This window comes from Leisingera sp. SS27 (assembly GCF_028368855.1).
Lineage (GTDB): Bacteria > Pseudomonadota > Alphaproteobacteria > Rhodobacterales > Rhodobacteraceae > Leisingera.
Genome location: NZ_JAQNCY010000002.1, coordinates 224,084 through 244,372 on the forward strand (window position 1 = coordinate 224,084; position 20,289 = coordinate 244,372).

The 20,289-nt window shown below is 63.1% G+C and carries 17 protein-coding genes; 5 read left to right on the forward strand and 12 right to left on the reverse strand.

The window, feature by feature from the left end:
- Window positions 1-131 precede the first annotated feature (131 nt).
- The gene (locus N6L27_RS06970) at window positions 132-773 is read right to left on the reverse strand and encodes an NAD(P)H-dependent oxidoreductase (protein WP_271906496.1); all 642 of its coding nucleotides are present in this window, start codon (window positions 771-773) and stop codon (window positions 132-134) included.
- A gap of 114 nt (window positions 774-887) precedes the next feature.
- On the opposite strand from N6L27_RS06970, the gene N6L27_RS06975 reads away from it, so the two are divergent.
- On the forward strand, window positions 888-1,265 hold the full coding sequence (locus tag N6L27_RS06975) for a winged helix-turn-helix transcriptional regulator (protein WP_141889368.1): 378 nt from the start codon (window positions 888-890) through the stop codon (window positions 1,263-1,265).
- 17 nt (window positions 1,266-1,282) lie between these two features.
- Here N6L27_RS06975 and N6L27_RS06980 read toward each other — a convergent pair whose 3' ends face one another.
- Both N6L27_RS06980 and N6L27_RS06985 read right to left on the reverse strand, forming a co-directional pair.
- Window positions 1,283-1,552, reverse strand: a complete 270-nt coding sequence (locus N6L27_RS06980) for a DUF6525 family protein (protein WP_271906497.1) — start codon at window positions 1,550-1,552, stop codon at window positions 1,283-1,285.
- Window positions 1,545-2,744 carry a GTP-binding protein gene (locus N6L27_RS06985; protein WP_271906498.1) on the reverse strand — a complete coding sequence of 400 codons (1,200 nt, stop codon included), beginning with the start codon at window positions 2,742-2,744 and terminating at the stop codon, window positions 1,545-1,547. The genes N6L27_RS06980 and N6L27_RS06985 overlap by 8 nt, the downstream gene beginning before the upstream one ends.
- Window positions 2,745-2,936: 192 nt before the next feature.
- On the opposite strand from N6L27_RS06985, the gene N6L27_RS06990 reads away from it, so the two are divergent.
- Both N6L27_RS06990 and N6L27_RS06995 read left to right on the forward strand, forming a co-directional pair.
- Window positions 2,937-4,403, forward strand: a complete 1,467-nt coding sequence (locus N6L27_RS06990; RefSeq protein ID WP_271906499.1) for a sulfatase-like hydrolase/transferase — start codon at window positions 2,937-2,939, stop codon at window positions 4,401-4,403.
- A 54-nt stretch (window positions 4,404-4,457) separates the two neighbouring features.
- A complete protein-coding gene (locus N6L27_RS06995) occupies window positions 4,458-4,850 on the forward strand; it encodes a hypothetical protein (protein ID WP_271906500.1) in 393 nt (130 codons plus the stop codon).
- 91 nt (window positions 4,851-4,941) lie between these two features.
- Here the strand turns inward: N6L27_RS06995 and N6L27_RS07000 are convergent, their stop codons facing one another.
- Both N6L27_RS07000 and N6L27_RS07005 read right to left on the reverse strand, forming a co-directional pair.
- The gene (locus tag N6L27_RS07000) at window positions 4,942-8,139 is read right to left on the reverse strand and encodes a 2Fe-2S iron-sulfur cluster-binding protein (RefSeq protein WP_271906501.1); all 3,198 of its coding nucleotides are present in this window, start codon (window positions 8,137-8,139) and stop codon (window positions 4,942-4,944) included.
- 16 nt (window positions 8,140-8,155) lie between these two features.
- Entirely contained in the window at window positions 8,156-8,608 is a 453-nt protein-coding gene (locus N6L27_RS07005) for a MarR family winged helix-turn-helix transcriptional regulator (RefSeq protein WP_271906502.1), read from the reverse strand.
- A 158-nt stretch (window positions 8,609-8,766) separates the two neighbouring features.
- On the opposite strand from N6L27_RS07005, the gene N6L27_RS07010 reads away from it, so the two are divergent.
- On the forward strand, window positions 8,767-11,055 hold the full coding sequence (locus N6L27_RS07010; protein WP_271906503.1) for an arginine/lysine/ornithine decarboxylase: 2,289 nt from the start codon (window positions 8,767-8,769) through the stop codon (window positions 11,053-11,055).
- A 72-nt stretch (window positions 11,056-11,127) separates the two neighbouring features.
- On the opposite strand, the gene N6L27_RS07015 is transcribed toward N6L27_RS07010, so the two are convergent.
- The gene (locus N6L27_RS07015) at window positions 11,128-13,512 is read right to left on the reverse strand and encodes a transketolase (protein WP_271906505.1); all 2,385 of its coding nucleotides are present in this window, start codon (window positions 13,510-13,512) and stop codon (window positions 11,128-11,130) included.
- 10 nt (window positions 13,513-13,522) lie between these two features.
- Window positions 13,523-14,725, reverse strand: a complete 1,203-nt coding sequence (locus tag N6L27_RS07020) for a methionine gamma-lyase (protein WP_271906506.1) — start codon at window positions 14,723-14,725, stop codon at window positions 13,523-13,525.
- A 115-nt stretch (window positions 14,726-14,840) separates the two neighbouring features.
- Between N6L27_RS07020 and N6L27_RS07025 the strand changes: the two genes are divergently transcribed.
- Window positions 14,841-15,299, forward strand: a complete 459-nt coding sequence (locus N6L27_RS07025) for an Lrp/AsnC family transcriptional regulator (protein WP_271906507.1) — start codon at window positions 14,841-14,843, stop codon at window positions 15,297-15,299.
- A 21-nt stretch (window positions 15,300-15,320) separates the two neighbouring features.
- Here the strand turns inward: N6L27_RS07025 and N6L27_RS07030 are convergent, their stop codons facing one another.
- The 5 genes from N6L27_RS07030 to N6L27_RS07050 form a co-directional block, all read right to left on the reverse strand.
- Complete coding sequence (locus N6L27_RS07030; protein WP_271906508.1) at window positions 15,321-15,800, reverse strand: prepilin peptidase; 480 nt, start codon at window positions 15,798-15,800, stop codon at window positions 15,321-15,323.
- The gene (locus N6L27_RS07035) at window positions 15,797-16,393 is read right to left on the reverse strand and encodes a helix-turn-helix transcriptional regulator (protein ID WP_271906509.1); all 597 of its coding nucleotides are present in this window, start codon (window positions 16,391-16,393) and stop codon (window positions 15,797-15,799) included. Before N6L27_RS07035 ends, N6L27_RS07030 begins: the two co-directional genes overlap by 4 nt.
- A gap of 494 nt (window positions 16,394-16,887) precedes the next feature.
- The gene (locus N6L27_RS07040) at window positions 16,888-17,889 is read right to left on the reverse strand and encodes a type II secretion system F family protein (RefSeq protein ID WP_271906510.1); all 1,002 of its coding nucleotides are present in this window, start codon (window positions 17,887-17,889) and stop codon (window positions 16,888-16,890) included.
- 15 nt (window positions 17,890-17,904) lie between these two features.
- Window positions 17,905-18,897 (reverse strand): type II secretion system F family protein, encoded by a 993-nt coding sequence (locus tag N6L27_RS07045; RefSeq protein WP_271906511.1) that lies wholly within the window; start codon window positions 18,895-18,897, stop codon window positions 17,905-17,907.
- Complete coding sequence (locus N6L27_RS07050) at window positions 18,897-20,288, reverse strand: CpaF family protein (RefSeq protein WP_271906512.1); 1,392 nt, start codon at window positions 20,286-20,288, stop codon at window positions 18,897-18,899. Before N6L27_RS07050 ends, N6L27_RS07045 begins: the two co-directional genes overlap by 1 nt.
- Between the last annotated feature and the right edge of the window lies 1 nt (window position 20,289).

Genomic DNA, 20,289 nt, shown 5'->3' on the forward strand with positions numbered 1-20,289 from the left:
ACACAGCTGTTAATGTAGCCTGAAATCAGCATATTAAAGCTTTCAGAGCAATTGGATTGTCTTTTGCGCTCTGCAAGAGGGTGCTGGCAGGCGGCTGAATTTGCCGCCTGCTGCTATCGCGCGAAGAGGCCTCAGGCGATCTCTGTCACGATGGTTTCACGGGATTTGCGCACCTTCTTCATCGGCAGCAGCCAATCGCCTTCCTCGGCGCGGTAGCCGAGCGGCAGCAGGAGGACCGAGCGCAGCCCCTTGTCCTTGAGGCCCAGAATTTCGTCGATCTTTTCCGGCGTGAACCCTTCCATCGGGGTGCTGTCCACGTCCAGTTCCGCCGCCGCGGCCAGCGCAAAGCCCAGCGCGATATAGGCCTGGCGGGCGGCGTGGTCGTGGTTGGTGCGCGCCTCGCGCGGCAGATAGGTTGCCTTGAGATTGTCGTAATACTGGTTCAGCATCGGGATTTCGCCGCGCTCCTCGGTCATCTGGCGGGTTACCGCGTCGATACGGTCCTCGGAGTAGTTGTCCCAGGCGGCAAAGACGATCAGGTGCGAGCCGTCGGTGATCTGCGCCTGGTCCCAGGCGTGCGGGCGGATCTGCGCGCGGATCTCCGGGTTGGTGATGACAAACACCTCAAACGGCTGGGTGCCGGACGAGGTCGGCGCCATGCGGATCGCCTCGATGATCTGGTCGACCTTTTCCTGCGGAACCGCCTTGACTGGGTCCATTTTTTTGGTGGCGTAACGCCAGTTCAGTTTCTCGATCAGAGTGCTCTTGCTCATGCTTCCGGTCCTTTCAGGAAGGGTGGTATAAATTTGTAACCGGCTATATAAGCGGAACTGGAAAGGGCGCAAGAAGGCACATTCCTGAGCCCCGGTAACACGGAAGGAACCACCATGGCGGAGGGTCAATGCCCGGAGTGCGGGCGCATCAATGAGGTGCTGTCGCGGGTCGGCGACCGCTGGAGCGTGCTGATTGTGATCTCATTGGCGCAATACGGCGTGCTGCGATTCAATGAGCTGAAGCGCCATCTGGGAATTTCCCAGCGGATGCTGAGCCTTACCTTGCGCGAGTTGGAGCGTGACGGGCTGGTGAGCCGGACCTATCACCCGACGATCCCGCCCAAGGTGGAATATGCACTGACGCCGCTGGGCGAGTCGTTCCGCGAACCGGTCAGGGCACTGGGACTGTGGGCGCTGGAGCATCTGCCAGTGATCGATGCGGCACGGGCGGAGTTCGACGCTGCGGCGGAGGCGGAGAAAAAGACCGCCTGAAGCGGTGGTCTTCTTCTCTAGTTCCGAAAGGCCCAAACGCGGGCGTCCCGTTTCAGCATTGCCTGTTCTGCGGCGTCCAGACGTGCCACGGCTGCAGCGGGATCGCGGCTGCCGCCCGCCTTGGTCCAGAGCCTGAGCGCTGACGCCGGACTCCAGGGCAGGCACGCGTCCGCCAGCCACTGCCGCAGAGACGGCGGCAAAGCATCATAAGCCTGCATCGGATCCCCTGCCCTGCGCCGCCGTTTCAGGCGGGAGTTCAGATTGCGGAGCGCGCGGCGGTCAGCCATTGCGGCGCCAGCTTGGGAAAGGGTCTTCCAGCACGGACCAGGCCGGATCGAAGCCGTTGGCCGTTTCCGGCATAAGGCAGGCGTCCAGCCGCGCGGTGATCGCCTCCTTGTCCAGACCTGCGCCAATGAACACCAGTTCCTGCCGCCGGTCGCCCCAGGTTTCGTCCCAGTTCTGCAGAAATTCCTGCCGGGCCTCAGGATGAGACGGCCAGCGCTCCGTTGGCACCGCAGCCCACCACAGGCCGAGCGGGCGGACAGAGGATATTGCCCCGGCCAGCGAGAACTCCGCAGCCCATTCGGGACGGGTGGCCAGCCAGAAATGCCCTTTGGCCCGGATTACGCCCGGCAGATCGCCGTTCAAAACAGCGTGGACCTGTGCGGGGTCAAAGGGGCGGCGGCCACGGTAGACAAAGGAGGAAATACCGTATTCCTCTGTTTCCGGAACATGGTGCTCAAAACCATAGAGCTCCTTGGCCCACAGCGGATGCTCGTGCGCCTTGTCAAAATTGAAACGGCCGGTGTCGAAGATGCGGTCCCCGTCTACTTCGGAGTAATCCGCCCGGATCACCTCGGCATCCGGATTCAGCGCCTTGATGACCGCCATCGCCGCGGCGGTCTGCTCCGGTCCCGCGTCCGATACCTTGTTCAGGATAATGACATCAGAGAACTCGATCTGGTCTGTCAGCAGATTGACCAGGGTCCGGTCGTCCTCCGCGCCCAGGCTTTCACCGCGGTCGCTGAGGAAGTCATGGCTGGCGAAATCGCGCAGCAGGTTCACTGCGTCGACCACCGTGACCATTGTGTCCAGCCGGGCCACGTCTGAAAGGCTGGTGCCCTCCTCGTCCCGGAAATCGAAGGTCGCAGCCACCGGCAGCGGCTCAGCAATGCCGGTGCTTTCGATCAGCAAATAGTCGAAGCGCCCTTCAGCCGCGAGGCGGCGCACCTCCTGCAGCAGGTCGTCGCGCAGCGTGCAGCAGATGCAGCCGTTGGTCATCTCCACCAGCTTTTCATCCTGGCGTGACAGTTCCGTCCCGCCGCGCACCAAGTCCGCGTCGATGTTCACCTCGCTCATATCATTCACGATTACTGCAACCCTGCGGCCAGCGCGGTTGTTCAAAACTTGGTTCAAAAGTGTTGTCTTACCCGCCCCGAGGAAGCCCGAGAGCACTGTCACCGGCAGTCTGCCATCCATCACGCACAAACCCTTTATGTTATATCATAACAATCTTCAGGCAGAGTTAGCAGCCTGTCCCCCGGCCCGCAAGCCTGGAAACCGCGGGGATTGAAGCGCAGGAGGCAATCTTCTGCCAATATGCCGCAAACAGGCATTCAGGCGCCGTGTTTTTCCGCCAGCCTGAGGCCAAAGCCAAAAGGGAGGGACAGGATGAGCCAACCGCCAAATTTTCTGGTCATCATCTCGGACGAGCACCGCAAGGATGCGATGGGCTGTGCAGGGCATCCTATTGTGAAAACTCCGAACCTGGACGCATTGGCGGCGCGCGGCACGATGTTCAGCTCGGCCTATACGCCCTCGCCCATGTGTGTTCCGACACGGGCAGCGCTGGCAACCGGAGACTGGATTCACAAGACCGGCCATTGGGACAGCGCAACGCCCTATGCTGGAGAACCGCCGAGCTGGATGCATGCCCTGCGGGAAACGGGCCGCGAGGTGGTGTCGATCGGCAAGCTGCATTTCCGCTCTGCCGGGGATGACAACGGGTTTACCGAGGAAATCCTGCCGATGCATGTGGTCGGAGGCGTCGGCTGGGCCATCGGCCTGCTGCGGGAAAACCCGCCGCCTTATGACTCTGCTGCAGAACTGGCCGGCGACGTCGGGGCGGGCAGCAGCACCTATACCGACTATGACCTGGCGATCACCAAGGCCGCCGAAGCCTGGCTGGCCGACCCCAAGCGCCAGCAGCAGCCTTGGGCGGCCTTTGTGTCGCTGGTCAGCCCGCATTACCCGCTGACCTGCCCTGACGAATGGTACAGCCTGTACGATCCCGCGGAAATGGACTTGCCTGTGGGCTATGGCGAGGGGCTGCCGGAGCATGAGGAACTGCGCAACATCGCCGCCTTTTTCAACTACGATGACTATTTCGACGAACAGACGATGCGCGAGGCAAAGGCGGCCTATTATGGGCTGACGTCGTTCATGGATGATTGCGTGGGCCGGGTGATCAAGGCACTGGAGGCCAGCGGCCAATTGGAAAACACGGTGATCCTGTATGTGTCGGATCACGGCGACATGATGGGGGATCAAGGATTCTGGACCAAGCAGGTGATGTACGAGCAATCCGCAGGGGTGCCGATGATCGCCGCCGGACCAGGCATTCCAGCGGGGCAGCAGGTGGCGACCTGCACCAGCCTGACTGACATCGCCGCCACTGCGCGTGAGGTCTGCGGCGCGGGGGAAGCCCCGGAATTGCCAGGCGTGTCGCTTCGCGCGGTTGCAAATGCGCCTTATGACGAGGCCCGCACCGGCTTCAGCGAATACCATGACGGCGGGTCAAAAACCGGCGCCTTCATGGTGCGATGGGGCAAGTGGAAGTACGTCCACTATGCCGGGATGCAGCCGCAGCTGTTTGACCTGGAGGCGGACCCGAATGAGCAGGCAAACCGGGCGATGGACGGGGTCAATGATCCGAAGATCCAGGCGGCATTGGCTGAGGGTGCGCGGCGGCTGCTGGCAATCTGCGACCCGGAGGAGGTGAATGCCCGCGCCTTTGCCGATCAGCGCCGCAGGATCGCGCAGCTGGGCGGCGAGGAGGCCTGCCGCACGGCCTATGTGTTCAACCACACACCGACACCGGACGAGCAGGACGAAATGCGCGAAGGATCCCCGCTCTGACTCTTGCCGCCTGTCCTGCCCTTGCCTAGGGTTCCTGGTCAGGAGGGCCATGCCATGACACTGGAAGAGGCAATCGAAACCCAGCCGCTGTGGGTGCAGATCTGGGTCAACATCCTGTTTCTGGGCGCCTTTGTGCTGCCGCTGGCGCTGCTGATCTGGAAACCAGGCCGTCTGGCGGGGCTGGTCACTGTGGCCGCGAGCGTGCTGGCGGCAGCCGGTGTCTACTGGCTGTATGGGAAGCTGGGATATGTGCGGCTGCTGGGACTGCCGCATGTGATCCTGTGGACGCCTTTGATCTTCTGGCTGTGGCGGCAACGAAAACGGCCGGAAATGCCCGTTTGGCCGCGGCGGATCATCCTGCTGGTCTGCGTGGTGATCGCGGTGTCGCTGGCGTTTGATTTTGCGGACGTGGCCCGTTACCTGCTGGGGGAACGGCGGCCATTCTGAACCGCTCCTGCCCCGCGCGCAAAAGTTTTACTGAAAACTTTTGGTAATTTTCTTTTACAAGAAAATTGTGCCGTTCCATCAGGACCGTGGCTCAGAGATCAATCTCCAGCACCCCCCCCGGCGCCAGCGCGCGGGACTGGCAGAGAATGATGGCGCCCTCGCGCTGCTTGTTCGACAGTACAAAGTCGCGGTGTTCAGCGTCGCCGGCAATAAGCCCGCATTTGCAGACCCCGCAGATCCCGTCGGAGCATTTCACATCCACGTGGATGCCGCTTTCGGCCAGTGCTTCAGTTGCAGTCTTTTCCGCTGGAACCAGAATCTCGCGGCCCGATTTTGCCAGCTTCAGGGTAAAGGGATGGTTCTCGTATTCGGGCTGTTCGGGAACCGAGAAATACTCCATGTGACGGGCCTCTTCGGGGAAGCCATTGGCTTCCGCCGCCTCCAGCACGGCCTGCATGTAGGCTTCCGGCCCGCAGGTGTAGACATGGCTGCCGGGGGTGTACCTCAGAACCTCCTGAAGGTCCGCACGGGTGCCCTGGTCGGAAAAATGCAGATGTACTTTATCAATCCACGGCGCGGCTTCCAGATCCAATAAGAACCCTGCACTTATCTTTTTCGAATATGAAAAGTGGAATTCGAAGTCCCGGTCCAGAGCGTGCAAACGGTGAGCCATGGCGATCATCGGCGTCACCCCTATGCCGCCGCCCATCAGGTAGGATTTGGCGGCATCCTCTGCCAGCGGGAAGTGGTTGACCGGCTTGGATATGAAGACCAGCCGCCCCTCATCAAAGATCCGGTGCATGAGCCTGGACCCGCCGCGGCCTCCGTCTTCGCGCTGCACCGCAATCTGGTATTTCGACCGGTCGGCCGGATCGCCCGACAGCGAGTACTGGCGGAAAAATTCCGGCGCTACCACCACGTCGATGTGGGCGCCTGCGGTCGCCTGCGGGAGCGGCGCACCGTCCGGCAGGGAGAACTCATATTTGGTAACAGCCTCCGCCATCTGCTCGACCTTGGACAGGCGCACCCGCATGACCGGCGCTGCACCCTGATCAGCGGTATAGACATGTTCCGGCGGCAGGCCTGCCGCGCGGCGGCGCTTGTGCTCCGCTGCCGGGATCATCGCCTGATAGGCAGCAATTCCGGCCTCGCGGTCCATCGGCGCGGGCCAGGCATAGGGCGGCGGCGCCAGCTGTGCGGGGTAGACCGCCAGCGTCTGGTCCTCAAACTTCAGATCTAAGTCCTTGGACAGCTTACGGGCATTCACAGGATGCGGCGAGGGCGCGTAGGGCCCCTCTTCCACCATCTCCAGATCCCACCACCATTTCTTAGCGGTATTGACCTCGCCATGGCCCAGCGCGTCGTCGAGTTTTGCGAGCAATGGCGCGCTGCCCGGCATATTCATCGCGGCCCAGCGGAACGGCGCCTCTGCAAACAACCCTTCCAGGTTCCAGGGGCAGGTTTTCATGCAGCGGCCGCACATCGCGCCGCCCGGTACAGTGACGCGGTAGGTGGTGCATTTCTGGCTGTCGGACTTCCAGATCTCGTAGCCGTTGAACATCAGCTTCGGCCCGGCGGTGATGGCGCCGGACGGGCATTCGCGGGCGCATTTGTTGCAGGCTTCACAGAACCGCTGCAGGCCGAAATCCACCGGTTTGTCGTGGGTCATCGGCAGGTTGGTGGTCACGGCACCGGATTTCAGGCGGGGGCCGAGGAAGGGGTTCAGGATCACCTCGCCGATGCGGGAGACCTCACCCAGGCCCGACAGCAGCAACAGCGGCGGCTGCAGCACCTCGCCGTCCATCACCGAATGCACCCGGGCGGTATAGCCGAGGTTGCGGATCTGCTGCGCGATCACCCCGCCCAGCAGCGAGAACCGCAGATAGGCGCGCATCGACTGGGCGCAGGCGATCCAGTCATCACCGGAGGCGCCCTCCATCGTCTCATGGCCCTGGTCGATGATGATGCTGATGGCGTTTTCATGGTAGGGCGCCAGCACTTCGCCCGCCGCGTCGTGGGAGTAATATGCCCAGTCCGGGCAGCGCGAGAGGCCCACCGCGTCGCAGCCAAGGAAATAGGCGGCGGCCTTGATATTGGCGGCATTGCGGGCAGCGTCCGCGGCGCTGGGGTCGACCCGTGGCGCATGGTCGCCGTCCTGCAGCAGCACCAAGGCCGCGAGCGAGGAGCGAAAGGCAAAGGCCGAAGAGGATTTGCGGACGTAGTTTCCGTTCTTCGCCGCCTCCTGCGGGCCCTTGCCGAGGTCGCCGAACAGGGAGCGTGCGAACATGTCAGCACGTTTCGGGACGCGCGCTACATTCACCTCGTCTATGTAGGTGGTTGGGTCTGCCACCCGCTTCAGGGTCTCGAATGGGTGCGGGCCATCCATGAAGCGGCGCTTGGCGTAGGGGTCGCGGGTTGCAGCGCTCTTGGCGTGGGCGCCAAGTCCCAGCCGGTATTTGAGCCCCGGCGCCTGACCCGGCACCAGCGGCAGATCGGCGGCCAGTTCCAGCGTGGTGGTCACGGCAGCGATGCCGAAACGGCCGCCGAGGAACGGGTTTGCCGGCACACCATCCTCATAGGTGGCAAGCCCGGCCTGCACCGCCAGCTTGCCCAGATGCACGTCACTGGCCGCACCGGTATGCGCGCGCGCCTCCCACCCCAGAAGGCGGATGTAGCTGGCAAGCGTCACCACGGTTTCCGCCGCCCGCAGGCAGGCGCGCTGGTTCTGCGCATCCGACAGCCAATCAGTGCCATCCTCGCCCGCTTCGGGGTCGCGTGGAAATTCGTATACGTAAACCAGTGCGTGCGTGTGGTGGCGGCAGTCCGCGGGCGGGGCCTGCATCGCCTCGCGCAGGTTCGCCATCACCACGTCGATGCCGGAGGCAAAGGTCTTGGTCTGTTTCGTGCGCAGGGTTTCCGCCAGTGCCGCCACATCCGGGTTCACCAGCGGCGCGCCCAGCCAGGCGTCAGAGGGCACCGCGCAGGCGCCCGCCAGAGAGGCGTCGCAGAAGTAGCCAAAGGCCTTCAGATGATCCGTGCGCTCCTGCGGGTCGACAGGGATTTCTGCGCGTTCCTTTTTCACCAGCCCCTCGCGGGTGGCGTCCAGCATCGCCTGGTAGTCCCGCATTGCGTTGACGAGGGAGAGCGGCGCATCGGGGCGGCGGAAGCTGACCTGCGCCAGCGGCGGCAGTGCATCCAGTCCTTCGGGGGCCGCCTGCCGCACAAGGGTCTCCATCGGGTACGGCCCCAGGTGCACAGGCCGGTTGCGGTAGGAAAACAGCTTGCCCATGGAAGGCCCCTTTGAGTTACAGCTTGGCGACGATGCGCGGCTCGTCCTGCAGCAGCCTGGCGGCGGATTGGCGCAGCGCAGAAAGTTCTTCGCCGCTCAGCTTGGCCTCAAAATACGCGGCGTTCTCCTGCGCGATGGGCAGCACCGCCAGCAGTGCGGCTTGCCCCGGCACGGTCAGCGCTACCCGGATTGAGCGCCCGTCGCCCTCTCCGCTGCGGCGGGTGATCAGCCCGCCGGCCTCCATCTGACGCAAGGCGCGGGAGGTGGCGGTGCGGTCGATACCGATGAAATCAGCAATCTCCGAGGGGGTCGCCAGCCCCTCTTCCCCCGCGGCCAGCAGCACGCACCAGGTGACGCGGGTCAGCCTGTATTCCGCGATGCGTTGTTCAAAACGGCGTTCGATCACGCGCGCCAGCATGGTGATCTGGTAGCCAAGGGATTGGTGCAGGTGGAAGCGTTGCTGAGTCATGGTAATTGACACTGTCAATTACTTTCCCATCAAAAGCCAGCGAAATCTGACCATGCCCTCCAGGCCATGGCCCGGATGGACGTAACGCGATCTGCGAGGCGTTGCATCATTGCGGGCAGCCTGTATCGTCAAATCAGGCATGCTCTCAGGAGGTTAGCATGAAATTCCGCTTTCCCATCGTCATCATTGACGAAGATTTCCGCTCCGAAAACTCTTCAGGCTCAGGCATCCGCGCCTTGGCCCAGGCCATTGAGGATGAAGGGTTCGAGGTGCAGGGCGTCACCGGCTACGGCGACCTGTCGCAATATGCACAGCAGCAGTCCCGCGCCAGCGCCTTTGTTCTGTCCATCGATGACGAGGAATTCACCACCGGCCCCGATCTGGACCCCGCTGTAGTCGCCCTGCGCACGTTTATTGAGGAAGTGCGCTGGAAAAACGCCGATGTGCCGATCTACATCTACGGCGAGACCAAGACCAGCCGCCACCTGCCCAATGACATCCTGCGCGAGCTGCATGGCTTCATCCATATGTTCGAGGACACGCCGGAGTTTGTCGCCCGCCACATCATCCGCGAGGCAAAGAGTTACCTGGAAAGCATCCAGCCGCCGTTCTTCAGGAAGCTGCTGGATTACGCCGAGGACGGCTCCTACTCCTGGCACTGCCCGGGGCATTCCGGCGGCGTGGCCTTCCTGAAAAGCCCGGTCGGGCAGATGTACCACCAGTTCTACGGCGAAAACATGCTGCGGGCCGACGTTTGCAACGCAGTTGAGGAGCTGGGGCAGCTGTTGGACCATAATGGCGCGATTGGCGCCTCGGAACGCAATGCCGCGCGGATCTTCAACGCCGACCACTGCTATTTCGTGACCAATGGCACCTCGACCTCCAACAAGATGGTCTGGCATCACACGGTGGCACCGGGCGACGTGGTGGTGGTTGACCGCAATTGCCACAAGTCGATCCTGCATTCGATCATCATGACCGGCGCCATCCCGGTGTTCCTGAAGCCGACCCGCAATCATTGGGGCATCATCGGCCCGATTCCGCATTCGGAATTCGAAATAGACAGCATAAAGGCCAAGATCCGCGCCAACCCGCTGCTGAAGGGCGTGGACGCCGATGCGGTGAAACCGCGGATCCTGACGCTGACGCAGTCGACCTATGACGGGGTGCTCTACAATACCGAGGTGATCAAGGGCCAGCTGGACGGCTATACGGAGAACCTGCATTTCGACGAGGCCTGGCTGCCGCATGCGGCGTTTCACCCGTTTTATGGCAGCTATCACGCGATGGGCCGCAAGCGGGCGCGCACCAAGCATTCGGTAACCTATGCCACCCAGTCGATTCACAAGCTGCTGGCGGGCATCAGCCAGGCCAGCCATGTGCTGGTGCAGGACAGCGAGGAGACCAAGCTGGACCGGCATCTGTTCAACGAGGCCTACCTGATGCACACCTCCACCAGCCCGCAGTATTCGATCATCGCCAGCTGCGATGTGGCGGCGGCGATGATGGAGCCGCCGGGCGGTACCGCGCTGGTCGAGGAAAGCATCATGGAGGCGCTGGATTTCCGCCGCGCCATGCGCAAGGTCGATGAGGAATACGGCGCCGATGACTGGTGGTTCCAGGTCTGGGGCCCGGAGGATCTAGCCGAGGACGGGATCGGCAGCACCAACGACTGGGTTCTGAGGAAAACCGACGCCGACGGCGTGCAGGCGGGCGGCGAGGACAGCTGGCACGGCTTTGGCGACATGGCGCCGGGGTTCAACATGCTGGACCCGATCAAGGCCACCATCATCACACCCGGCCTCAAACTGGACGGCCGGTTCGAGGACTGGGGCATCCCGGCCTCGATCGTGACCAAATATCTGGCCGAACATGGCGTGGTGGTGGAAAAGACCGGGCTTTATTCCTTCTTCATCATGTTCACCATCGGCATCACCAAGGGCCGCTGGAATTCACTGCTAAGCGCGCTGCAGCAGTTCAAGGACGACTTTGCCCGCAACCTGGCCGTGCCGCGCGCGATGCCGGAGTTCTGCGCCAGCCAGCCGCGGTATGAGCAGATGGGCCTGCGCGACCTGTGCCAGCATGTGCATGCGCTGTATTCCAAGAACAACGTGGCGCGGCTGTCGACAGAGATGTACCTGAGCGACCTGACACCGGCGATGAAGCCGAGCGATGCCTTCAGCCAAATCGCCCGGCGCACCACCCAGCGGGTGCCGATTGATGATCTGGAAGGGCGCATCACCACCAGCCTGGTGACCCCCTACCCGCCTGGCATTCCGCTGCTGATCCCGGGCGAGGTGTTCAACAAGAAGATCGTGGAATACCTGAAGTTCAACCGCGCCTTCGGGCGGGAATGCCCGGGATTCGAGACCGACATCCACGGGTTGGTGCAGGAAACCGGGCCCGACGGGCTGACCCATTACTTCGCCGACTGCGTGGCGGAATAGTAATAGTGGCGGCCACGTTTCCACGCGGCCGCCCCTGTGCTTCAACCTGATCTCGCAAGCTCAGACAGGCGTTTACCCGGCCGGCACCGCGTTGCTGACCCGTTTGCCGGCGGTCAACCCGTTCACCTTGGCCACGATAGCGGCAGCATCCAGCCCGTGGTGGCGGTAGAGATCACCGATGGTGCCGGTCTGGCCGAAATGCTCCACCCCCAGCGGGATGGTCTGGTGGCCGGCAACCCCGCCCAGCCAGGCAAGCGTCGCCGGGTGGCCGTCGATCACGGTGATCACCTTGCAGTGCGGCGGCAGACCGCCCATCAGAGTTTCAATATGGGACCTGGCGGCGGCGTTGCCGCGCGCGCGCGCCCGCTGCGCCGCGGTCCAGCCCGCGTTCAGCCGGTCGGCAGAGGTGACGGCCAGCACGCCCACGTCGCGGCGGCTTTCGCCGATGATTCCCGCAGCCTTGATCGCCTCCGGTGCCACCGCGCCCTGGTAGGCGATCACCACATCGCAGTTCGGCCCCGGTTTGCGCAGCCAGTAGCCGCCGTCGATGGCCCCCTGGCGGAAGTCCTCATCGGCGCGCTTGCCGGGCTGCTCCATCGGGCTAGTGGTGAGGCGCAAATAGACCGAGCCGCCGGTCTCGTCGCGCAGCCAGGTGCGCTCATCCGGGTCGCCCTCGCCGTCGCGCTGCAGGTAGTCGAAGGCCCATTCCATGATCACTGCCAGCTCATCGGCAAAGGCCGGTTCAAACGCTGCCAGTCCGTCCTGCGACATGCCGATAAGCGGTGTGCCGATCGACTGATGCGCGCCGCCTTCGGGCGCCAGCGTCACACCCGACGGGGTGCCGACGATCATGAAACGCGCGTCCTGGTAGCAGGCATAGTTAAGCGCATCGAGGCCGCGGCAGACAAAGGGGTCGTAAACCGTGCCAATGGGGATCACCCGCTTGCCGAACAGCGAATGCGACAGGCCCGCAGCGCCCAAGAGCAGGAACAGGTTCATCTCCGCGATGCCCAGCTCCAGATGCTGGCCTTCGGGGGCAAAGTTCCATTTCGCCGTCGACGGGATGCGGTGCTCGATAAAGGCATCCTTTTGCACCTCGCGGGCAAACAGCTTGCGCCGGTTGACCCAAGGCCCGAGCCCGGTGGTGCCGGTCACATCGGGCGAGGTCGTGAGGATCCGCGCCGCCAGTTCGCTGTCGCCCTTGGACAGATCATCAAGGATCTTGCCGAACGCCATCTGGGTGGAGATTTCGCGGGAGGTGCCGATGGCAATCGCGGGCACCGGCAGCGGCGCGTCGAAATGGCGGCGCGGGCCTTCGGCAAAGAACGGCACCTGACGCAGGAAGCCCTGCAGCGCGGCGGGGTCGGAAACGGTGGCGAAGGGCTCCCATTCCGCACCTTCCGCAACGCCCATATGGGCCTGCCATTCCGCCATCTGCGCCTTGGTCATCAGCCCGCCGTGGTTGTCCTTGTGGCCGGCAATCGGCGTGCCCCAGCCCTTGACCGTATAGGCCAGGAAGCAGACCGGGCGGTCGTGGCCGATGGATGCGAAAGTGTCCGCCATCGTCTCGACGCAGTTGCCGCCGAGGTTTTCCATCAGCTCCGCCAGCTCATCATCGCTGCGTTTCTCAATCAGCGCGCTGACATCGCCCTGGTCGCCCAGATCATCCATCAGGTGCTGCCGCCAGACCGCACCACCCATGTAGGTGAGCGCGGAATACTGCTGGTTCGGGCAGGCATCGATCCAGGCGCGCAAGCGCTCGCCTCCCGGCTCCTCGAATGCAGCCCGCTGCAAGGCGCCGTATTTCACCCGCACTACGTCCCAGCCGAAGGCGTCAAAGATCTTCTCGATCCGCTCGAACAGCCCCTCGCGGACGATGCCGTCCAGCGACTGACGGTTGTAGTCGATGATCCACCAGGTATTGCGCAGATCGTTCTTCCAGCCTTCCTGCAGCACCTCGTAGATGTTGCCCTCGTCCAGCTCAGCATCACCTGCCAGCGCCACCATACGGCCGGTGCGGGCGTCCTGTCCCCAGTCCTTGGCGGTGATGAAATCCTGCACCATCGAAGCCAGCGCGGTGATTCCGACGCCCAGGCCGACAGAGCCGGTGGAGAAATCCACGTCATCCACGTCCTTGGTGCGGCTGGGATAGCTCTGCACCCCACCGAAGCCGCGGAAATTCTCCATCTTCTCGCGGGTCTGGTTGCCCATCAGGTACTGCATCGCATGAAAGACCGGCGAGGCATGCGGTTTCACCGCCACCCGGTCGCCGGGCTTCAGTGCAGAAAAATACAGCGCCGTCATGATCGACACCATCGACGCCGACGAGGCCTGATGCCCCCCGATCTTGATCCCGTCCGCCTTGGGGCGGATGTGGTTCGCGTTGTGAATCATCCAATGCGACAGCCACAACAGCCGCTGTTCGATGGTCTTGAGGTGGGTCAGATCGGGGCGCATGGTTCTCTCCTTACTCGGCGGCGTGCTGAACGGGGGCGGGCAAGGCCTGCTCCAGATCGGCCAGGATGTCGGCCACGTCCTCCAGCCCCACCGACAGGCGGATCAGCCCGTCGCTGATGCCGTGCTCAGCGCGCTCTTCCGGGGTGTAGGTCGAATGGGTCATCGAGGCAGGGTGCTGGATCAGGGTTTCCGCATCACCCAGCGACACTGCCCGCTGGATCATCTGCAAACCGTTCATGAAGGCGATACCGCCCTGCAGGCCGCCCTCGACCTCAAAGGCAATCATGGCGCCGGGCTGCGCCATCTGGCGTTTGGCGACATCGGCCTGGGCAAAACTGTCATGCCCCGGGAAGGACACCGATTTCACCGCAGGGTGGGCGGCCAGATAATCCGCCACGGTTGCAGCAGAGGCGCAATGGCGGTCCATCCGCAGCGCCAGGGTCTTGAGGCCGCGCAGAATCAGCATGGCGTTGAAGGGCGCCATCACCGCACCTGTCATGTCCTTTATGCCGACCAGGCGGATTTCACCAATTTGCTCGGCGGTGCCCACGACAAGGCCCGCCACCACATCGCCGTGGCCGCCCAGGTATTTGGTGGCGGAATGCAGCACGATATCGGCGCCCAGTTCAATCGGGCGGGTCAGATAGGGGGTGGCATAGGTGTTGTCGACCACCACCTGCGCGCCTGCGGCATGGGCGATTTCTGATGCCGCGGCGATGTCCACCAGCCGCATGTTCGGGTTGGCCGGGGTCTCGAAATAGACCACGCGGGTCTTGTCCGAAACTGCCGCGCGCAGGTTCTCCATGTCGGTCATGTCGACATGGGTGATGGTAACGCCCCATTTCGCCAGCCCGTGGCGCATGAAGGCGAAGGTGCAGCCATAGAGCGTCTTGTCCACGATCACCTCGTCGCCGGGTGACAGCAGTGTCCACAGAACCGCGGTGATGGCGCCCATGCCGCTGCTGAGCGCCAAGCCCGCCTCAGCACCTTCCAGCGTGGCGATGCGCTGTTCCAGCAGGTCGCAGGTCGGGTTGGAGATCCGGCTGTAGATATGGCCTTGGCGCTCGCCTGCGAACATCTCGCCTCCGGCCTCCGCAGTGGCAAAGGTGAAGGTAGAGGTCAGGTGCAGCGGCGGCGTCAGCGCGCCTTCGTTGTCCTGCGGGTCATAGGCGTGGTGGATGGCACGAGTGGCAAAGCCGCCGGAGGTTTTCATGGGATGCTCCTGTCTGTTGTTACAGGCATCATCCGCCTGTTTCGACGGCAATGGATTGCGAAGTATTTCCAGATGAGTATTGATATTGGCAGATTATGCCAATGAGGGTGCAATTATGGACAGCAAGGACCGCCAGATCATCCGCGCCCTGCAGCGCGACGGGCGGATGACCAACCAGGACCTGGCAGAGGCGGTGAACCTCTCCCCGTCCCCTTGCCTGCGGCGGGTGCGCAATCTGGAGGCCCAAGGTATTATCCAGGGCTACAGCGCAGTGGTGGATGCCAAGTCCTACGGGCTGCCGATCACCGTTTTTGTCCGCATCAAGCTGGAGAGGCACGGCGAGGCGGACGTGAAGAATTTCGAGCGCAAGATGCAGCTGATCGAAGAGGTGCTGGAGTGCCACGTGCTGACCGGAGCGATGGACTACCAGCTGCGGGTGCTGGTACCGGATCTGGAGGCCTATGAAGAATTCATCCGCAACCGCATCCATCCGGTTGGCGGCATTGCGTCCATCGACACCAGTTTTGTCTATGGAACGGTCAAGCGGACAGCGGTGTTTCCACCTGCGCGCTAAGTTCTCATTTTCTTTGCGGGGTCACGCCTTGGCGGCCTGAATAACCAGCAAAAGCATCAGCGCCAGGGAAATGGCCGCCCCCATCGGCATCCTCCCTGGCGTCTGAAGCGAGGCCCAACTCCGCCAAGCAGCGGCCTCTATTCGGACGAGCATAGTCAGTGCAAGGGGCACGGTGAGCATTGCGGCGCTAAAGCTCCAGCCAAATGCCGCCAGCGCAGAGGACGGCACAAACAGCATGGCCAGCGCCATCATCTTGACATCGCCGCCTGCCAGAACCCGTCCGCAAAACAATGCAAAGCACAGGGCAAAAACGATGCTGGCTGCCAGCAGACGCTGCCCGGTTTCCGCCAGCGGCAACAGCGGCGCGGTCAGCAGAAAGACCGCGGCCAATCCCAGCATCAGCCGGTTGGATATCCGAAGGTGCCGCAGATCCCCCGCTGCAGCCAGGATCAGCACCGGGCTGGCTGCAGCCAGCGGCAGCAGGTCCGCGATGCCTGTCATGCGGCTGAGTTCCGCCGCGGCGTTTGCCCGGCGAAGGTGTCCACCGAGACCAGCCGGTAAACCAGCTCGCTCATGTTGCCGGTCTGAGTCTTGGCGTAGATGTTGCGCAGATGCGTGCGCAGCGTCGATTTCGAGATCCCAAGATCCGTTTGCACCCGCTTGGCCGTCTGCCCTTTGCTCAACAGCACGCAAACGCGGTACTCGGCGCGGCTCAGCTGGGCCGGGTTGTCCATGCTCAGCAGATGCGCTTGGACGCCGGCTCCGCGGGCCGCGCGCCGCTCTGTCAGGCAGGCCTCGGCGTAGAGCCCGGGCGACCGGTTGGTCCATGTCCGCACCAAGGTGCCGGAGATGATGTTCAGCAGCGCTTGCTGCACCGCACCGGGCCGGGTGGAGAAATGAACCTCCAGGAAATCGGTGTACTGGTTGCCGGACGACAGCGGGATCACCGCCAGTTCCACCAGATTGCGGGACGTGTGGAACCGGTCCAGAACCGGATCCGCCGCTTCATCGCTCATGGATTTGTACCAGATCGCACCGGGTTTGGCCTTGTCCAGATAGCTGCCCAGCACCGAGCGGGCAAAGGAACGCTCCAATGGCGGTCCGTTTCCGCTGCCCGCAGCCCTGTCAAAGAACACTGATCCGGAAGCCCGGCCCTGGCCGGTTGATACCCTGCAAATTGCAGCTGCTTCCCCTTTAATGGCCGCCGCCAGTCCGCTCAACGCGTCCCTGAAAGGCGCACAGCCGTGCAAACACTCACACCAGCGCGCAATTGGCGCAATCATTCCGGCCTCAGCAGCCCGAATAGTGTGGGTGTCAAAAAGCGCATTGGTCCCCATAACGCGCGTCCCCCCACAGCAATATTAACTTTTAACATAGCGCTTTTAGTAACTTAGCAAGCGCCTGTACTAATCAACTCCCTATTGCGTTCTCTTATGCTGGCCGGTTCATTCAATTGCGTCAAGAATTTGACGAAAAATGCGGTCAACCGTGCAAATTTACAATCATATGGCGATTTTTTCAGTCTTTTGGGCTTATTCCCCAGAACCAATTGCGGCCCAAAACAGCAATTGTCCAAGCTGAATTCGAATCAGTTCGCAATGAAACGGATGTAACGGATGACCACCGGGCCGATGGTGATCATGATCAGCGCAGGCAGCATCAGAGAGGCCAGAACCGCCGACATCTTGACCGGCAGTTTGCTGGCCATTTCCTGCGCGCGCATTTCCCGCTGATTGCGCAAATCCTCGGAATAGGTGGCCAGAGCCGCTGCCATGCTGGTGCCGAACTGCATTGACTGCAGGGCCACATTGGCAAACGACCGGACCGTCTCTACGCCGGTGCGGCTGGCCATATCAAGCAGCGCATCCTGCCGCGCCCGACCGGCCTGGATCTGCCGCTGTACGCTGAGCAGCTCAAAGGCCAGATCCGGCGAAACCTGCGCCAGTTCGTTACCCACCCGTGTCATTGCGGCGTCGAAGCCCAGTCCGGAATCAACCGAAATGCGCATCAGGTCCAGCGCGTTGGGAAATGCCTCCTCAATCCGGCGGCGGCGGGCAGCGGCACGGGCGTTCAGCACATAGACCGGGCCGAAGAAGCCCGCCCCCACCAGCCCGCTCAGCGCCTGGAACACCTGCATGTTGGTCCAGCCCGCCACTTGCGCGGTGACCGGATTGGGCGGCAGCAAACCTGGTGTCTTGGCGGCGGCGATGACCAGCAGCAGGGCACCCGGCAGCGCCAGCCCGAGCAGAACACGGATCAAAGTGAAAGTACGCAGCGCCCCGGCCTGCGAAAACCCGGCCTGAGATAGCTTGTTCTCCAGTTCCGAGCGTTCCGTCATGCTGGCAGGCACAAAGGCTTTCATCAGCCCGCCAGGCTGGTCGGCAGGCGCCTTCAGCAGCGCCAGGTCCCGGGTTTGCCGGCGGCGGGTTTCACCCAGCGATGACAGCCGTGCTGCAGCGGGCGATTTCCGGGCCAGGCTGGCGGCCGCACCAAAGTAGATCAAAAGCACAGCTGCGGCCACCGCGGCGGCGGCCAACGCGCCGGGTGCCAGCCCGGTTCCAGTCAATACCCCTGTGACATATTCCTCCATGGCAGGCCTCCCCGGTCAGATCCTGAAATTGACAAGTTTGCGCAGCATCAGCGCGTTCAGCACGGTCAGCAGGACGATCCCGGCCATCATCGGCCGGAACAGCGGATCTTCCGCCACACCCGCGTAGTAGTCCGGCGTCAGCACCGAGACGGCGGCAAAGATCACCAGCGGCAGGGCTGACAGCATCCAGGCGGTCAACCGCCCCTCGGAGGCCAGAGCATGCACTTTCCGGCGCAGGACAATACGGCTTCGGATGACCCGCGACAGGGTTTCCAGCATCACCGACAGGTCGCTGCCGGTGCCGTGCTGAATGCTGATGCTGGCAGCCAGGTATTGCGCATCTTCCAGCCCGGTCCGGTCCGCAAATTCCTGCACCGCATCCGGCAGATCGTCGCCATAGGTTACTTGATCGTAGATAATGCCCAGCTCGGTGCCTGCCGGATCCGGCATCTCGCGAGCCGCGATGCCGATCGAATTGTTCAGCGGGTGGCCAACCTTGAGGCCGCGTGCCAGCATTTCCAGCGCATCCGGCAGCTGGTGCATCAGCTTCTCCACCTTCTTGCGCTGCTGGCTGAGCAGCAGCGCAAACGGCACGCCAAAGCCGCCAAGAACCCCGATAACTAGCCCCTGAGGCAGACCCGCATACCGGACGGCGGCAACCGAGAACAATACCGTCAGCGCGGCGCAGCCAAGCCAGAACATGCCTGGGCTTAGCGGTACATCCGCCTGGCGCAGGATCTGCGGCAAGTCCCCTGCTACCGGATTACGCTGCCAGCCGGTCCGCTGCTGCGGCGGCTTGAGGATGGCGAGCCGTTCACTGCCGCTGCGCCCCTGTGCGATCATCCGCATCCGGCGGCTGCGGGAAGCCGCAGACCGGCCCTTGCGGCCCAGAATCTGCCGCAGCCCGGACATCAGCAGCAGCAAACCGACTGCAATGCCGCAATAGACCGCGTAGCCTCCCAGCTGGCCGTTCCAGCTGTGCACTTCGTTCAACAGATCCTTCAGCATCAGGTGCCCTCCGGCTGGAACAGGCTGCCGTCAAAGCCCACGCCCGCAGCCTCCAGCAAAGCGGCACATTGCGGCCGGATGCCGGTTGGGATGAATTCACCCGCGATGCCGCCATCGGCAGTCTTCCCCATCCGGCGGAACACAAAGATGTCCTGCATCGTGATCACTTCCCCCTCCAGGCCAGTGAGTTCGGAGATGCTGATCACCTTGCGCTGCCCATCCGACAGGCGGGCCAGCTGCACGATGATCTGCAGGCCGGAGGCCATCTGCGCCCGGATTGCCCCCAGCGGCAGCTCCATTCCCATCATCGAGACCATCTGCTCTATCCTGCCCAGCGCATCGCGGGCGGAATTGGCGTGCACCGTGGTCATCGAACCGTCGTGGCCGGTGTTCATCGCCTGCAGCATGTCAAAAGTCTCGGCGCCGCGCACCTCGCCGACGATGATCCGGTCGGGCCGCATCCGCAGCGCGTTGCGCACCAGATCGCGCTGGCTGACCGCACCGCCGCCAGACGGGTTTGGCGGACGGGTTTCCAGCCGCACCACATGGGCCTGCTGAAGCTGCAGCTCTGCCGCGTCCTCAATGGTGACAATCCGCGCCCGCGGATCGATGCTGGCGGAAATCGCATTCAGCATGGTGGTCTTGCCGGAACCGGTGCCGCCGGAGATCAGAATATTGACGCGCGCCTCGACCAGTGCCTGCAGAAAGGCCGCAGCACGCCCGTTCAGTGCATTGCCCGCCACCAGTTTCTCCATCGTCAGCGGGTCGCGGGCGAACTTGCGGATCGACAGCGACGGGCCGTCAATGGCGCAGGGCCGGATGATGGCATTGACCCGGCTGCCGTCCTCCAGCCGCGCATCCACCCAAGGGTTGCTTTCATCCACCCGGCGCCCGACGCGCGAGACCACCTTGTCGATGATCCGCAACAGATGCTTTTCGTCCCGGAACCGCACGCCGGTCTGCTCCAGCACGCCACTGCGTTCGACAAAGACCGTCTGATGGCCATTGACCAGGATATCGTTGATGCCCGGATCGGCCAGCAAGGGCTCCAGCGGGCCAAGCCCCAGCACCTCGTCGATCAGCTCATCCACCAGGCGGCGGAATTCATCGGCGCGCAGCGGGTTGTTCTCCTCGGCCAGCACATCGCTCACCAGCGCCGCCACCTCGCGGCGCAGTTCCTCCGGCTCGACCTTGTCGATCACCGCCAGGTTCAGCCGGTCGATCACCGCCTCGTGCATCCGGCTTTTCAACTCCAGAAAGGCCATCAGCTTGCGGATTTCCTCGCTGGTGTCCGGCTCTGCTGAAGGCGGCTGTGCGCCCGCCTCCGGCCACAGCGGAACCACCGTGTCCGTGGCGCTGTCTTCTGTTCGTTTGCCAAAATTCCTGAACATC

What these genes read in the sequence shown, in the direction of transcription:
- N6L27_RS06990 (WP_271906499.1), top strand. Translation starts at nt 2,937, where the DNA reads ATGAGCCAACCGCCAAATTTTCTGGTCATCATCTCGGACGAGCACCGC.
- N6L27_RS06985 (WP_271906498.1), bottom strand. Translation starts at nt 2,744, where the DNA reads ATGGATGGCAGACTGCCGGTGACAGTGCTCTCGGGCTTCCTCGGGGCG.
- N6L27_RS07010 (WP_271906503.1), top strand. Translation starts at nt 8,767, where the DNA reads ATGAAATTCCGCTTTCCCATCGTCATCATTGACGAAGATTTCCGCTCC.
- N6L27_RS06975 (WP_141889368.1), top strand. Translation starts at nt 888, where the DNA reads ATGGCGGAGGGTCAATGCCCGGAGTGCGGGCGCATCAATGAGGTGCTG.
- N6L27_RS07020 (WP_271906506.1), bottom strand. Translation starts at nt 14,725, where the DNA reads ATGAAAACCTCCGGCGGCTTTGCCACTCGTGCCATCCACCACGCCTAT.
- N6L27_RS07000 (WP_271906501.1), bottom strand. Translation starts at nt 8,139, where the DNA reads ATGGGCAAGCTGTTTTCCTACCGCAACCGGCCTGTGCACCTGGGGCCG.
- N6L27_RS07025 (WP_271906507.1), top strand. Translation starts at nt 14,841, where the DNA reads ATGGACAGCAAGGACCGCCAGATCATCCGCGCCCTGCAGCGCGACGGG.
- N6L27_RS07040 (WP_271906510.1), bottom strand. Translation starts at nt 17,889, where the DNA reads ATGGAGGAATATGTCACAGGGGTATTGACTGGAACCGGGCTGGCACCC.
- N6L27_RS07005 (WP_271906502.1), bottom strand. Translation starts at nt 8,608, where the DNA reads ATGACTCAGCAACGCTTCCACCTGCACCAATCCCTTGGCTACCAGATC.
- N6L27_RS07015 (WP_271906505.1), bottom strand. Translation starts at nt 13,512, where the DNA reads ATGCGCCCCGATCTGACCCACCTCAAGACCATCGAACAGCGGCTGTTG.
- N6L27_RS07045 (WP_271906511.1), bottom strand. Translation starts at nt 18,897, where the DNA reads ATGCTGAAGGATCTGTTGAACGAAGTGCACAGCTGGAACGGCCAGCTG.
- N6L27_RS07050 (WP_271906512.1), bottom strand. Translation starts at nt 20,288, where the DNA reads ATGTTCAGGAATTTTGGCAAACGAACAGAAGACAGCGCCACGGACACG.
- N6L27_RS06970 (WP_271906496.1), bottom strand. Translation starts at nt 773, where the DNA reads ATGAGCAAGAGCACTCTGATCGAGAAACTGAACTGGCGTTACGCCACC.
- N6L27_RS06980 (WP_271906497.1), bottom strand. Translation starts at nt 1,552, where the DNA reads ATGGCTGACCGCCGCGCGCTCCGCAATCTGAACTCCCGCCTGAAACGG.
- N6L27_RS06995 (WP_271906500.1), top strand. Translation starts at nt 4,458, where the DNA reads ATGACACTGGAAGAGGCAATCGAAACCCAGCCGCTGTGGGTGCAGATC.
- N6L27_RS07030 (WP_271906508.1), bottom strand. Translation starts at nt 15,800, where the DNA reads ATGACAGGCATCGCGGACCTGCTGCCGCTGGCTGCAGCCAGCCCGGTG.